The 12242-nt window shown below is 37.2% G+C and carries 18 protein-coding genes; 9 read left to right on the forward strand and 9 right to left on the reverse strand.

Annotated elements, in window-relative coordinates:
* Positions 1-181: 181 nt before the first annotated feature.
* A complete protein-coding gene (locus tag AS180_RS22660; RefSeq protein ID WP_156413495.1) occupies positions 182-325 on the forward strand; it encodes a hypothetical protein in 144 nt (47 codons plus the stop codon).
* Here AS180_RS22660 and AS180_RS13910 read toward each other — a convergent pair.
* Both AS180_RS13910 and AS180_RS13915 read right to left on the reverse strand, forming a co-directional pair.
* The gene (locus AS180_RS13910) at positions 288-530 is read right to left on the reverse strand and encodes a DUF2584 domain-containing protein (protein WP_025911924.1); all 243 of its coding nucleotides are present in this window, start codon (positions 528-530) and stop codon (positions 288-290) included. The two genes, AS180_RS22660 and AS180_RS13910, sit on opposite strands and share 38 nt — an antisense overlap.
* Before the next feature lie 61 nt (positions 531-591).
* Positions 592-1374, reverse strand: coding sequence for an alpha/beta hydrolase family protein (locus AS180_RS13915; RefSeq protein WP_025911923.1), 783 nt, complete (start codon positions 1372-1374; stop codon positions 592-594).
* Positions 1375-1549: 175 nt separating this feature from the next.
* Here AS180_RS13915 and AS180_RS13920 point away from each other — a divergent pair, with 175 nt between their 5' ends.
* Genes AS180_RS13920 through AS180_RS13930 form a run of 3 tightly spaced genes read left to right on the forward strand, consistent with a single transcriptional unit; the run spans position 1550 to position 4111 of the window.
* Positions 1550-2548, forward strand: a complete 999-nt coding sequence (locus AS180_RS13920) for an ABC transporter substrate-binding protein (RefSeq protein WP_025911922.1) — start codon at positions 1550-1552, stop codon at positions 2546-2548.
* Between the two features lie 2 nt (positions 2549-2550).
* Positions 2551-3330, forward strand: coding sequence for an ABC transporter ATP-binding protein (locus AS180_RS13925; RefSeq protein ID WP_025911921.1), 780 nt, complete (start codon positions 2551-2553; stop codon positions 3328-3330).
* Entirely contained in the window at positions 3308-4111 is an 804-nt protein-coding gene (locus AS180_RS13930) for an ABC transporter permease (protein WP_025911920.1), read from the forward strand. The genes AS180_RS13925 and AS180_RS13930 overlap by 23 nt, the downstream gene beginning before the upstream one ends.
* Before the next feature lie 47 nt (positions 4112-4158).
* Here the strand turns inward: AS180_RS13930 and ytkD are convergent, their stop codons facing one another.
* From ytkD to AS180_RS13950, 4 genes are all read right to left on the reverse strand, one after another.
* Positions 4159-4632: an RNA deprotection pyrophosphohydrolase gene (gene ytkD / locus AS180_RS13935; protein ID WP_062686958.1), complete on the reverse strand. Its 474-nt coding sequence runs from the start codon at positions 4630-4632 to the stop codon at positions 4159-4161.
* A 160-nt stretch (positions 4633-4792) separates the two neighbouring features.
* Positions 4793-5101, reverse strand: coding sequence for a hypothetical protein (locus tag AS180_RS13940; RefSeq protein ID WP_025911916.1), 309 nt, complete (start codon positions 5099-5101; stop codon positions 4793-4795).
* A gap of 69 nt (positions 5102-5170) precedes the next feature.
* Complete coding sequence (locus tag AS180_RS13945) at positions 5171-5569, reverse strand: phage holin family protein (RefSeq protein WP_025911915.1); 399 nt, start codon at positions 5567-5569, stop codon at positions 5171-5173.
* Positions 5570-5700: 131 nt separating this feature from the next.
* The gene (locus AS180_RS13950) at positions 5701-6141 is read right to left on the reverse strand and encodes a Dps family protein (RefSeq protein ID WP_025911913.1); all 441 of its coding nucleotides are present in this window, start codon (positions 6139-6141) and stop codon (positions 5701-5703) included.
* Positions 6142-6321: 180 nt separating this feature from the next.
* Between AS180_RS13950 and AS180_RS13955 the strand changes: the two genes are divergently transcribed.
* Positions 6322-6579 carry a hypothetical protein gene (locus AS180_RS13955; protein WP_025911911.1) on the forward strand — a complete coding sequence of 86 codons (258 nt, stop codon included), beginning with the start codon at positions 6322-6324 and terminating at the stop codon, positions 6577-6579.
* Between the two features lie 93 nt (positions 6580-6672).
* On the opposite strand, the gene AS180_RS13960 is transcribed toward AS180_RS13955, so the two are convergent.
* A complete protein-coding gene (locus AS180_RS13960; RefSeq protein ID WP_025911910.1) occupies positions 6673-7146 on the reverse strand; it encodes an S-ribosylhomocysteine lyase in 474 nt (157 codons plus the stop codon).
* 167 nt (positions 7147-7313) lie between these two features.
* Between AS180_RS13960 and yidD the strand changes: the two genes are divergently transcribed.
* Positions 7314-7535, forward strand: a complete 222-nt coding sequence (gene yidD / locus AS180_RS13965) for a membrane protein insertion efficiency factor YidD (RefSeq protein ID WP_035321473.1) — start codon at positions 7314-7316, stop codon at positions 7533-7535.
* Here yidD and AS180_RS13970 read toward each other — a convergent pair.
* On the reverse strand, positions 7532-8116 hold the full coding sequence (locus AS180_RS13970) for a beta-class carbonic anhydrase (protein ID WP_025911908.1): 585 nt from the start codon (positions 8114-8116) through the stop codon (positions 7532-7534). The two genes, yidD and AS180_RS13970, sit on opposite strands and share 4 nt — an antisense overlap.
* Positions 8117-8240: 124 nt before the next feature.
* Between AS180_RS13970 and AS180_RS13975 the strand changes: the two genes are divergently transcribed.
* Together AS180_RS13975 and AS180_RS13980 are read left to right on the forward strand one after the other, a co-directional pair.
* Positions 8241-9428, forward strand: coding sequence for a GTP-binding protein (locus AS180_RS13975; protein WP_025911907.1), 1188 nt, complete (start codon positions 8241-8243; stop codon positions 9426-9428).
* An 85-nt stretch (positions 9429-9513) separates the two neighbouring features.
* Positions 9514-10470, forward strand: coding sequence for a metal ABC transporter substrate-binding protein (locus AS180_RS13980; protein ID WP_025911906.1), 957 nt, complete (start codon positions 9514-9516; stop codon positions 10468-10470).
* Between the two features lie 32 nt (positions 10471-10502).
* Here the strand turns inward: AS180_RS13980 and AS180_RS13985 are convergent, their stop codons facing one another.
* On the reverse strand, positions 10503-10754 hold the full coding sequence (locus AS180_RS13985; protein ID WP_025911905.1) for a type B 50S ribosomal protein L31: 252 nt from the start codon (positions 10752-10754) through the stop codon (positions 10503-10505).
* A gap of 154 nt (positions 10755-10908) precedes the next feature.
* Here AS180_RS13985 and AS180_RS13990 point away from each other — a divergent pair, with 154 nt between their 5' ends.
* Entirely contained in the window at positions 10909-12237 is a 1329-nt protein-coding gene (locus AS180_RS13990) for a cytochrome ubiquinol oxidase subunit I (RefSeq protein ID WP_025911904.1), read from the forward strand.
* The last annotated feature ends 5 nt before the right edge of the window (positions 12238-12242 follow it).

Here is a 12242-nt window from a genome sequence, read left to right on the forward strand (position 1 = left end):
TAAACCTGAACGATTGAGAGTTTCTCACTTTTAATCGTTCAGGTTTTTTGTTGATTGTGAAAACAATGTTGGAAACAGGGGGGAATGGAGCGTAGGACACTCGACTCCTGCGGGAAAGAGAGGGAAAACTGAGATCCCGCAGCGCAGCGAGGAAGCTCAGGTTCCTCCCCGCGGAAAGCGAGTGGCCGTAGCGCAATGGAACGAACGTGTTCAGACAAACCAAAAAGATTGGAACAGCTATTGTTCGTCTCTTAGAAGCAATCATTTTGTTATGTCCCAAACTCTTTTTAGTTTGTGGAGTGTAGCTTTATTAACTCGTATGTGACAACGGTTTTATTTTGCTCTAACTCAAGCTTTTTAATAATACCTGTCCCAACGCGTTCACCATTCTTCGTTTTATGAATACTAAGCGGAACCTCAAGAGGGTATAAGCGGTAGCCTTTTTTTTCAATTTGAAATACATTATCTACTACTCGCTTCTCATTTCCTTTTGTAACAATCATCGTATTTAATTCTAGTGGCATTCCCATCCTTCTTACCTCCCTTTCTTTTCCTCTATTGTACAATGCTTTTTCTATGCTGGCATATCTTTTATTTTGTTTTCATCCATTCAGTTAAATTTTTCACTGTCTCTCGGTTTTGCTTCGGAGGAAACGCATGAGGAAATCCATCAAAGTACCAGCTTTCCACGGGCTTCCCATGTTCACTCAGCATTTTCTCTAATTGATATGCATGCTCAATTGACACGTTTGCATCTTCTTTTCCATGTATTAACAATGTCGGTATACTTAGCTTATATGCCTGAGTTAGCGGTGAACGCCATTCATACCTGTCTGGATATTTCGAAGGTGTCCCACCAATGACCCTTTTCATCATACGCCTTAAATCTGTTCGCTCTTCATAGGTAAGAATCATATCCGTTACCCCTCCCCATAAAACAAGCGAACGTGCTGAACTTTTTTCAATGGCAGTAAACAAAGCCATTACGCCTCCTCGTGAAAAACCAAATACATGGATTCGGTCTTGATGAACTCGAGGGTAATTGACAAGTAAGTCATAAGCTGCAAAAGCATCGTAACGATCATCTCCCCCAAAATCTTCGTTTCCTTCTCCACCTTGATTCCCTCGATAAAATGGAGCCATTACAATGAATCCTTGAGATGCGAATTGAATTAGCCTCCCTGGTCTCACAGTACCTACATTTTTTATGCCACCTCTTAAATATAAAAATCCATCATATGTACCTTCTTCTTTTGGTTCCGCTAACATCCCCTTAATTTTTAAACCTTGACACATATACGTCACAATTGACAACGAAATGCGTGGATTGGGAGATGGAAAAGGATATTGACTAATAATAGTTCCGTCCTTCATAAAAAACCCTCCTTATCATTCAATCGTTTTTAACCAGACGTTCACACTATTTTATCCATTATCATATATTATTGTAGAAAAAGTCACGCTATCAATCCTACTCCACATATTGGCCTATTACTATGTTTCATCATAATTGATTTACAATCTTATTTTAACGTTAGGAGGAAATACCATGCGAAAAATAAAATGGCTGCTGTCCATCATCACTATTTGTATTTTAACCTTCACTTTAATGAGCTGTGGTAAACAAAGCTCAATTGAAACTGTTCGCGTAGGAGAAGTAACAAGATCCATCTTTTATGCTCCCCAATATGTAGCTATATCAAAAGGTTTTTTTGAGAAAGAAGGACTAAACGTAGAATTAAAAACTACTTGGGGCGGAGACAAAACGATGACTTCCCTTTTATCCGATGGCATAGATGTTGCATTAGTTGGTTCAGAAACTTCAATCTATGTCGCTGCACAAGGTTCTGATGATCCCATTATTAACTTTGCGCAACTAACGCAAACGGATGGCACATTTCTAGTAGCACGTGAAAAAGTTGATAACTTCTCATGGGACCAGTTAAAAGGAAAAACATTCTTAGGACAGCGTAAGGGTGGCATGCCACAAATGGTTGGAGAGTACGTCTTAAAAGAACATAATATTGACCCTAAAAACGATCTAACACTTATTCAAAATATTGATTTTGCTAACGTTTCAAGTGCTTTTGCATCTGGAACTGGCGACTATGTCCAACTATTTGAGCCAACGGCCAGTATTTTTGAAAAAGAAGGAAAAGGTTACATTGTTGCTTCTTTTGGTGAAGAGTCAGGAAAGGTTCCATATACAACATTCATGTCAAAAAACAGCTTTTTAAAAGAAAATCCTGAAACTGCTGAGAAATTTACAAGAGCTATCTATAATGCACAGCAGTGGGTTGATACGCACAGTGCAAAAGAAGTTGCTGAAGCAATCGCTCCTTATTTTGACGACACATCAATCGATACAATTGAAACCGTTGTTGAGAGATATAAAACCCAAGATTCATTTGCTACTAACCCAGTGTTAGATAAAGAAGAGTGGGAAAACCTTCAACGCATTATGGATGAAGCTGGTGAACTACCTAAGCGTATTGATCACAAAACATTAGTCAACACAAAAATTGCAACTGACGTCATGGAGCAGTAACCATGTCAGGCTTACAAATCACAAACGTCCACCACGTATATGTCACAATGAAATCAGCCACCACAGCTTTAGAAAATATCAACCTTTCAATTAAAGAAGGAGAATTTATTTCTTTTCTAGGACCTAGCGGATGTGGAAAGACGACGCTTCTTTCGATTTTGGCTGGGTTAATTAAACCAACTTCAGGTGAAGTAAACATTAAGAATAAACTTGTTCAAGAGCCTACAGCAGAAGTTGGTTATATGCTTCAACAAGACTACTTATTTCCCTGGAAGACGATAAAAGACAACATCCTTCTTGGACTAACAATCCAGCGTAACCTTACAAAGGAACATGAGCAGCGAGCATTAATGCTCTTAGAAGGAATGGGATTGAAAAGCGTTTCAGATTTTTTTCCACATCAATTATCTGGAGGTATGCGTCAACGTGTGGCGCTCGTTAGAACACTCGCTACGAATCCTAGTATTTTACTTTTAGATGAACCCTTTTCAGCTCTAGACTTTCAAACGAAATTAAAGTTAGAAGAGCTTGTATCAAAAACCTTAATGACTTATGAAAAAACGGCGGTACTCGTTACGCATGATATTGGAGAAGCAATTGCCATGAGCAATCGAATCGTTTTATTTTCAGCCAACCCAGGAAGAATTGCTCGAATTTTCACCGTACCACCTATCCTTCAGACTCTGTCTCCTTTTGAAGCTAGACAACACTCTGTATACAACGACCTGTTCATGGAGATTTGGAAGGAGTTGGATCACCTTGAATCAGCCTCACAATCCTGATGTTTTACATCAGCAATACAAATCCGCAGTAAATAGCGAAAAGCGAATCATTCGTTTAGTTCAATTATTTATCTTCTTATCTTTTTTTGGGATATGGCAACTGGCATCTTCGCTCAAGTGGATTGACCCTCTTATTTTCAGCTCTCCACTCCGAGTGTGGAATTTGTTTATTGAAAAAACAGGGGATGGTTCATTATTAGAACACATTGGCTTTACGTTGTTTGAAACAGTACTTGGATTTATTATTGGAACGCTGTGTGGTATCATTTTAGCAACTTTGCTATGGTATTCAAATCGTTTAGCAAAGGTTTTGGATCCCTATTTAGTTATCTTAAATGCTATGCCAAAGGTAGCTCTAGGCCCGATTTTGATTGTAGCCATTGGACCTGGTTTCTTTTCCATTTTAACAATGGGCGCAATCATTTCTGTCATCATCACTGCTATTGTTGTCTATACAGCTTTTAAAGAAGTCGATCCAAACTATGTGAAATTACTGCAAAGCTTTGGTGCTACTAAGCATGATTGTTTTAAACAAGCAATTTTGCCTTCTACAATGCCAGCGATTATTTCAACCTTTAAGGTGAATGTTGGCTTATCATGGGTTGGCGTAATTGTGGGAGAATTTTTGGTTTCGTCTAAAGGGCTTGGATATATGATTATCTATGGCTTCCAAGTATTTAACTTTACCCTTGTTATTTTAAGCTTGTTGCTCATTGCTGTATTTGCAACTGGGATGTACCAAGCAATTTCCTATCTAGAAAAACGACTAACGCGTCATTAATATTAATACTAAAAAGCCCTGCTATGATAACAGGGCTTCTTTGCTTCTTACAAAAATGTGCGCTTTACATGCTTCATCACGTACTGTAAAATATTATCTTTCATAATAAAACTGTATTTCGCATTTTTTTGAATTCCTTGTTCTGGAATTTCTCGAATAACAACCGGTCCTTTTGTTTCCATATAGTCATCTTTTGGGACTAACTTTGAGACATTCGCAAAATAAATGTTTTTTATAATTGTTTTTCCTTTACTAACTACTTTATATTGACCAATATACGAGAGATTTTCTACTTCTCCACCTGTTTCTTCAAATACTTCTCGAACTGCCGCTTCCTCCGGTGTTTCCTCTAGCTCCACTTTACCTCCCGGAAACTCCAACCCCCGCTTAGAATGATTAGTTAGCAACCATTGTCCTTCGTATCGACAAACAACCCAAACGTGACGAGGAGTTTTTGAAAACGGACTGCGCTCAAACGATAAAAAAACCTGATTGTGGTATGCGTCCTTAAATGTGTACATCGTCTACTCAAACTCCATTTGATTTTTTCCTTATTTTATCACACATTTAAGTACTATCTCTTAGCTTTTCGAATAGAAATAACGGATTTTCTACCAATATTCTCGATAAAAGCCCTTAATAATCATTAATAGTAGCACTACTTTTACATTTTTATTATTTTTATGAAGGTAGAATTCCTATTGTGCGAATATGAGCCTTTGCATTCTCATCTCCTAGCTCATACAACATTTGATATAGCTGAGTATTCATATCATCATAAGCATCATTTGGACGATCATGATGATATTCTAGATAAGGAATATGCGCTCGAAGGAAACCTTGCCAATCATCTGAATAACGTTGATCTAAACGCTCTCGCAGTTGCTCTACTTCCAAATCGGTCGCACTTATTTTAAAATTCCATTCCGATGCCGTACTCACTTGAGAAATCTCACCCGAACCAAGGGATACATAATACGTTTTTTTCATTGAAAGATATTCAGCTCCTTTATACTGACTTACCTTTCTTATTTGTATAATGGTTTCCTTTTATACTGATCATTTAATTTGATTTTTTAATTTCTCAATTGCCTGCTTAATAACGGCGGGCACAGGAAGACCTACTCGACCAGCGTTCTCCGTAATAGAAATCATCTCATTTAAAATATAGAATAATATCGTTATATCTCTGATAAAATGATTGTCCGGCCAAAATACTTGGTCCATGAAGTTAGCCATTATAACAAGAGCAAAAATAAAAACCTTTTTGGCAATGCCCCGAAAGCCTACCTCACTAGATAAACTCTTATCAATAAACGCTGCAACTGTTCCAGTGACATAATCAACTGCTACCAGTGCTACTAAAGCCATCAATAAATAATTCCATTCCCCTACTAAGAAAAAGATAAATGAACCTAAACTAGATAAAGATAACAAGGATAGTTTGTACATATTCATTTTTCATCCTCTCAACTATTTACATAGTGGTACATACTATCATATGCAAAATAGTGAGAAGTGTTCTTCATACATGCTATCGTTTGTACACTTTTATGGAATAAAAAAACTTGCGAGAAGCTCGCAAGTTTTTATTTTCCTAAGAAAGAGTTTAACATCCACATATGCTTTTCCAGATTTTGATGAATAGCAAGAAGCATGTCACCTGTTGTCTCATCATCCACTTCGCCAGCTACATCCATACCTTGTTTTAACTCTGTTGTTAGCGTTGTGAAGTCTTTTACTAATTCAGATACCATGTCTTTTGCTGTTTCATTTCCATGTGCTTCTTCAATTGAACTCATTTCTAAAATTTCTTTCATTGTAGCAACTGGGCTACCACCTAGAGCTAATAAACGTTCTGCTAAGTCATCAATTACTGTTGCCGTTTCTGTATAAAGCTCTTCGAATTTTTCATGCAACGTAAAGAACTGTTCGCCTTTTACATACCAATGATAATTATGTAACTTGATATACATCACGCTAAAATTTGCTACTTGCTTATTTACGATTGTTGTTAACTCTTTAGACATAATACCCACTCCTTAATGATTTCTACTTCAATTATCTCTAGTATAGTAGTACCCCTTTTTCCTTGATTAAAACATTTTTTTAGAAGTTTTTCGTACTCTTCCGCTATTGACGATGAACCTTTTTTTATTATCATTTTCACAAAAAAACGAAATGATTACGATTTAAAAAGGTGGATACATTTGATTTACGATTGGATACGTGTCTTCTTAGCAACTGGCTTTGTTCAAACATTACCTGAAAAGCAGTGGCTGACACCCTTGATTCATGAGCATAAGTTACATTGCAGTGAGTATGGCTGTCCTATTGTTTCTCACTCACTACAATGGGGACCTAATCTATATGTTACAGGGGCCTTAGCTGAACTAGAAGTGGGACCGATCCCTAGAAATATTTCTGGTGCTAGACAAGCTGCGCAGCTCATTGTGAATAGTTTATAAAAATGGTCTAACACTAAACTTTTTAAAATACGTAGGTCGGCATTATGCTTAAACTAAAAAAACTCTAGCTTTCAAAGCTAGAGTTTTTTTAGTTTAACCGAATACCTTTGCTAAATCTTCTTTATCTTGATTCAACCAGAATTGCATTAAGCGCTTTGCTCCTTCTAAATCATGAAGCTTTGCTTGACCGCACTGCTTTTCGTTTGCAGCTGGAATTTCTGTGATTGTAATTGCATCTTTTAGTGTGTCTTCTAAAAGATCAATAATTTCTTCTACTTTTGGTTCTCCGCTGACAACAAGATAATATCCTGTCTGACAGCCCATAGGAGAAATATCAATAATATCAAAATGATCATATTTCTCTACGTGAGTACGGATGTTAAAAGCTAATAAATGCTCTAATGTATGAATAACATCAGGCTTCATCGCTTGCTTGTTGGGCTGGCAAAAACGAATATCAAATTTATTAACAACGCCGTCACTACCTACCTTGTGTACACCACAATGTCTTACATAAGGGGCTTTTACAGCGTTATGATCTAATTCAAAACTTTCTACTGATGGCATGCTATCACTCCTTTTTTATTCTTACTTTTTATCATACACTTAATTCCGATTTTTTTCATCAATTTAATATACTATATACCTGGTATTTGCATCCTGTGCTTTTTTTTCGATATATTTATAGAAAAGAATCTGTTTAGAAAGATGTGATATCAGTGCTTGCTAAAATCATGCTGAGTATTATAAAAGTATATCAAAAAGTTATTTCGCCACTCACACCCCCTACGTGTCGATTCTATCCAACATGTTCTCATTATGGGGTTGAAGCGATTAAGCGATTTGGAGCTTTTAAAGGCGGGTGGTTAACGATAAAGCGAATTTCCAAGTGTCATCCTTTTTACCCAGGAGGTATGGATCCCGTGCCCGAAAAAGAAACTGCAAAAAAAGATTAGCTATTTTGCTTTTCTTTAACATACTCGTATCCATCTACAATAACGTCTAACTTTCCTGTGCCTGGATCAATAACAAGACCATGTACAGGAATATGCTTTGCAAATAAAGGATGGTTACGAATTGTAGACGTCGTATGTTGCACCGTTTCTTCAACCGAATCGAATCCTTTTAACCAGCTTTTTAAATCAATTCCTGACTTTTCAATTGTATCGATTACTTCTTCTGAAATCCCTTGCTCTTTTACAGCTTCTAAAAATGAAATCGGCTCTAATTTTCCTGCACCACAATCATGGTGGCCAATTACATATACTTCATCTGCTTGAAGTGCATATACAGCTACTAAAATGCTTCTCATGACACTTCCAAAAGGATGAGATACAAGTGCCCCTGCATTTTTCACAATTTTCACATCACCGTTACGTAAGTTCATTGATTGAGGAAGTAATTCCACTAATCTTGTGTCCATACAAGATAAAATAACCATCTTTTTATCCGGCAGCTTGCTTGTCTCATATTTGCGATATTCATTATTTTCCACAAACTTCTCATTGTAAGTTAAAATCTCATTTAATAGACTCATGTTTCCTACTTCCTTTCCTATGTAAAAATTTTTTTAATCGTTCCCCTTGTATTATACTAAAAATTCTTATATGATGTAACAGCATAAATCGTAACTATTCTTGTTTAAAGAAAGGAAGAACAAAATGAAACAAGTACCTGTTACAGTATTAAGTGGTTACCTAGGTTCAGGTAAAACAACTTTATTGAATTATATTTTAAAAAATGGAGACGGGCTTAAAGTAGCCGTCATCGTCAATGATATGAGCGAAGTAAATATTGACGCCGACTTAGTCAAACAAGGTGGCTTTTCTCGTACTGAAGAAACATTAGTTGAAATGCAAAACGGATGCATTTGCTGTACGCTACGAGACGATTTAATGAAAGAAGTTGAACGTCTCGTTGATAAAGGAAATATCGATTACATCGTCATCGAATCTTCAGGAATTAGTGAACCCATTCCAGTTGCCCAAACGTTTACGTATATCGATGAAGAGCTCGGCATTGATTTAACAAAAAAATGTTCTCTGGATACGATGGTCACAGTAGTAGATGGAAATCGTTTTTGGGAGGATTTCTCATCCGGTGAAAGCTTGTTAGATCGTAAAGAAGGTAACGATGAACATGATACGCGTGAAGTTGTTGACTTACTCATTGACCAAATTGAGTTTGCAAATGTCATTCTGCTGAACAAAGTCGACTTACTGACAGAAGAAGACGCAAAAGAGCTGGAGTTAGTCTTAAAGAAGCTGAACCCTGAAGCTAAGATTATCCAAACAATTAAAAGTGTGATTGACCTAAAAGAAATTCTAAATACTGGTCTATTCGACTTTGAAAAAGCGAGTCAAGGAGCAGGTTGGATCAAGGAGCTAAATACAGATCACCACACTCCAGAAACAGAAGAATTCGGCATTTCTTCTTTTGTTTATAGACGAAAGCGTCCATTTCATCCAGAACGGTTAATGACATGGCTTGAAAATTGGCCAGTTGATATTGTCCGAACAAAAGGCTTTTTCTGGTTAGCTTCACGGAATGATATGGCAGGGCTGCTTTCACAAGCTGGAACATCGATTATGATCCAAGGTGCAGGCGAATGGGTAGCTGCATATTCAGAAGCTGAAAAGCAACAGACATTAAGAGAAGAGCCCGAGCTTCTCGAAAAATGGGACGATACATTTGGTGACCGCATGAACGAGCTAGTTTTTATTGGATTGGAAATGAATGAAGAAGAAGTCATTTCTACGCTTGATCACTGCTTGCTTACTGATGCAGAAATGCAGCAAGATTGGTCGGCTTTCTGTGATCCTCTACCTAAATTCACGGTCCAGTCATAAATTTATAGTTTCCAAATCGTAACTATTACGATATAATAACATAGGTCATTGTTCGTAACTAGTAATCGAAAGGAGAATTATATATATGAAAGTTAAAGCTACATTTATGGCATTAGCATTAGGTACAGCAGCATTTTTAGCTGGATGCGGTGCTGACAATTCAGATGAACAAGCAAGCAGTAAAGACGATAAATTAACGGTTTATACAACTATTTTTCCACTGCAAGATTTCACTAAGAAAATTGGTGGAGATGAAGTAAATGTTGAGAGTGTACTTCCTCCTGGAGTAGATGCTCACTCTTACGAACCAACAACAAAGGATATGGTAGAAATCGCTAAAGGTGATGCTTTCATTTATTCCGGCATTGGATTAGAAGGCTTTGCTGATAAAGCGCAAGATACCTTAAAAAATGAAGATGTGGCTATGGTAGAAGCAGCTAAAGGTATTGAGTTAGCTGAAAGTACGCATTCTGATGAAGATGAACATGCTCATGAAGATGAACACGCTCATGGTCACGGAGATACGGACCCACACATCTGGTTAGACCCGGTCTTATCAATTCAATTAGCTGAAAACATTAAGAATGAATTAATAGAACTAAAACCAGAAGCAAAAGAAGAGTTTGAAAAAAATTATGAAGACTTAAAGGCTCAGCTAGAGGAACTTGATCAAAAGCTAGAAACAACTATTTCTGAAGGAAAGCACAAAGAAATTTTAGTTTCCCACGCTGCATATGGATACTGGGAAAAACGTTATGGCTTAACTCAAATTAGTGTGGCCGGCTTATCTCCAACAAATGAGCCGTCACAAAAGCAGCTACAGTCTATTATTAAAGAAGCAAATGAGCATAACATTAAATATTTTATTTTCGATCAAAACTTAGAGCCTAAAGTATCTAAGCTTGTTCAAAAAGAAGTAGGTGCAGAAGCGCTTACCCTTCATAACCTGGAGTCTGCAACAAAAGATGATGTAGCAAATAAGGAAGATTACTTCTCAATTATGGATAAAAACATTGAAACACTTCAAAAAGCGTTAAACTAAATACAAACAAAAATAACTAGCCCATTAGCTAGTTATTTTTGTTTCATATTATATTTTTGCATGAAGCGCTCTGCACGTCCGCCTTTATCAGCAAACTTCTGTCTACCAGTATAAAATGGGTGTGTATCAGAACTTACCTCCACTTTAATTAATGGATATGTTTGACCATCTTCCCATTCCGTTGTCTCTGAAGAGTGCATTGTAGAACCTGATAGAAATTTAAATCCGCTATTTGTATCCATAAACACTACTTTTCGGTAGTCTGGATGAATATTTGGTTTCATCTTATAATCCTCTCCTTTAATAAGATATACATCTATTATATCGTAATGATTCTTATTTTCAAGTATTCTGTTTCAAAAATTTATTGATGAATAAATCGTGGTAAAAAGTGGACAATAAGGATTATCAATACTTGATTGGAAAGGTTGTATTTCAATGGAACATTTAGTAACTGCTCGTTCGATGTTTGGTATGACCATGGGAGTTCACATTATTTTTGCTACGTTAGGCGTAGGAATTCCTTTAATGATTTTATTAGCAGAACTTCTCTATCAGCGCACAAAAGATAAAGATTATGAGCTAATGGCAAAGCGTTGGACAAAAGGCGCAGCGATTTTACTAGGCGTTGCTATCCCAACAGGAACTATTGCTGGAGTACAGCTAGCCTTACTATGGCCAGGTTTCATGGAAGTTGTTGGGAAAGTTATGTCATTACCTTTTCAAATTGAAATCTATGCTTTTTTTATTGAAGCACTCTTTTTGTCTATCTACGTGTATGCAGCTGATCGAATTTCGCGAACAATGCGAATTGTAAGCCTTATACTTGTAGCTATTGGAGCTGTAGCTTCAGCTGTGTTGATTACAAACGTCCATGCGTTTGAAGGAACTCCGGCCGGCTTTCGAATTGTAAATGGCGAAATTACAGATGTCGATCCGTGGGGAGCTTTCTTTAACCCAAGTTTTATCACAACAGCTGGACACGTTGCTGTATCTGCTTATGCGACGGGTGCCTTCGTTATTGCATCCATCGCTGCATTTAAGATGCTTCGCTCTCGTAAAGAGCCTAGACTTTATCGTTTTCACCAAAAAGCACTAATGATGGGGCTAATCGTTGGAGGGATATTTTCATTTTTAACAGCTCTAAATGGGCATGAATCTGCGCAGCTTCTTTATGAATATCAGCCAGAAAAGCTTGCAGGTGCAGAAGGTTTATTTGAAACGACCGACTATGCACCGCTCACTATTGGGGGATTTACAGATCGTGAAACTCAAACCGTCAAATGGGGAATTGAAATTCCATGGGCACTAAGCTTTCTAGCAGATGATCGCTTTGATACGGTTGTTGCGGGACTCAATGATTTTCCAGAAGAATACTGGCCCCCCCTTTTCATCCATACTCTTTTTAACGGTATGGTAGGGATTGGAGCACTGCTTATTCTACTATCTATCCTAGGAATTGCTTGGTATAAATTTATGAAAAAGCGTGGTTTTCCAAAGTGGTTAATGTGGGCATTTGTTATTTCTGGTCCTTTGGCCATCCTATCAGTAGAATTCGGCTGGATTTTCGCATGTACAGGTCGACAACCTTGGGTAATTTACCGAATTATGAAGACCTCTGAATCCGTTACAACCTCTGCTAATTTAGAATTTTTATTTGCTCTATTTTTAATTGTATACGCTATACTCGTTGTTGCTGTTTCACTTGTTCTTATTTATTACTTCAAGCGTAATCCATTGGAGAAAGAGCTTGCAGATATGAACTAAAAGGA

The sequence above is a fragment of the Priestia veravalensis genome, from assembly GCF_001457055.1.
In the GTDB taxonomy this organism is placed as follows: Bacteria; Bacillota; Bacilli; order Bacillales; family Bacillaceae_H; genus Priestia; species Priestia flexa.

Bases quoted from the DNA above. Each gene is read 5' to 3' on its own strand.
- ytkD (WP_062686958.1), bottom strand. From the start codon at position 4,632: ATGTACACATTTAAGGACGCATACCACAATCAGGTTTTTTTATCGTTT.
- AS180_RS13940 (WP_025911916.1), bottom strand. From the start codon at position 5,101: ATGAAAAAAACGTATTATGTATCCCTTGGTTCGGGTGAGATTTCTCAA.
- AS180_RS13945 (WP_025911915.1), bottom strand. From the start codon at position 5,569: ATGAATATGTACAAACTATCCTTGTTATCTTTATCTAGTTTAGGTTCA.
- AS180_RS13915 (WP_025911923.1), bottom strand. From the start codon at position 1,374: ATGAAGGACGGAACTATTATTAGTCAATATCCTTTTCCATCTCCCAAT.
- AS180_RS13990 (WP_025911904.1), top strand. From the start codon at position 10,909: ATGGAACATTTAGTAACTGCTCGTTCGATGTTTGGTATGACCATGGGA.
- yidD (WP_035321473.1), top strand. From the start codon at position 7,314: ATGCTGAGTATTATAAAAGTATATCAAAAAGTTATTTCGCCACTCACA.
- AS180_RS13910 (WP_025911924.1), bottom strand. From the start codon at position 530: ATGGGAATGCCACTAGAATTAAATACGATGATTGTTACAAAAGGAAAT.
- AS180_RS13960 (WP_025911910.1), bottom strand. From the start codon at position 7,146: ATGCCATCAGTAGAAAGTTTTGAATTAGATCATAACGCTGTAAAAGCC.
- AS180_RS13920 (WP_025911922.1), top strand. From the start codon at position 1,550: ATGCGAAAAATAAAATGGCTGCTGTCCATCATCACTATTTGTATTTTA.
- AS180_RS13970 (WP_025911908.1), bottom strand. From the start codon at position 8,116: ATGAGTCTATTAAATGAGATTTTAACTTACAATGAGAAGTTTGTGGAA.
- AS180_RS13985 (WP_025911905.1), bottom strand. From the start codon at position 10,754: ATGAAACCAAATATTCATCCAGACTACCGAAAAGTAGTGTTTATGGAT.
- AS180_RS13980 (WP_025911906.1), top strand. From the start codon at position 9,514: ATGAAAGTTAAAGCTACATTTATGGCATTAGCATTAGGTACAGCAGCA.
- AS180_RS13975 (WP_025911907.1), top strand. From the start codon at position 8,241: ATGAAACAAGTACCTGTTACAGTATTAAGTGGTTACCTAGGTTCAGGT.
- AS180_RS13925 (WP_025911921.1), top strand. From the start codon at position 2,551: ATGTCAGGCTTACAAATCACAAACGTCCACCACGTATATGTCACAATG.
- AS180_RS13950 (WP_025911913.1), bottom strand. From the start codon at position 6,141: ATGTCTAAAGAGTTAACAACAATCGTAAATAAGCAAGTAGCAAATTTT.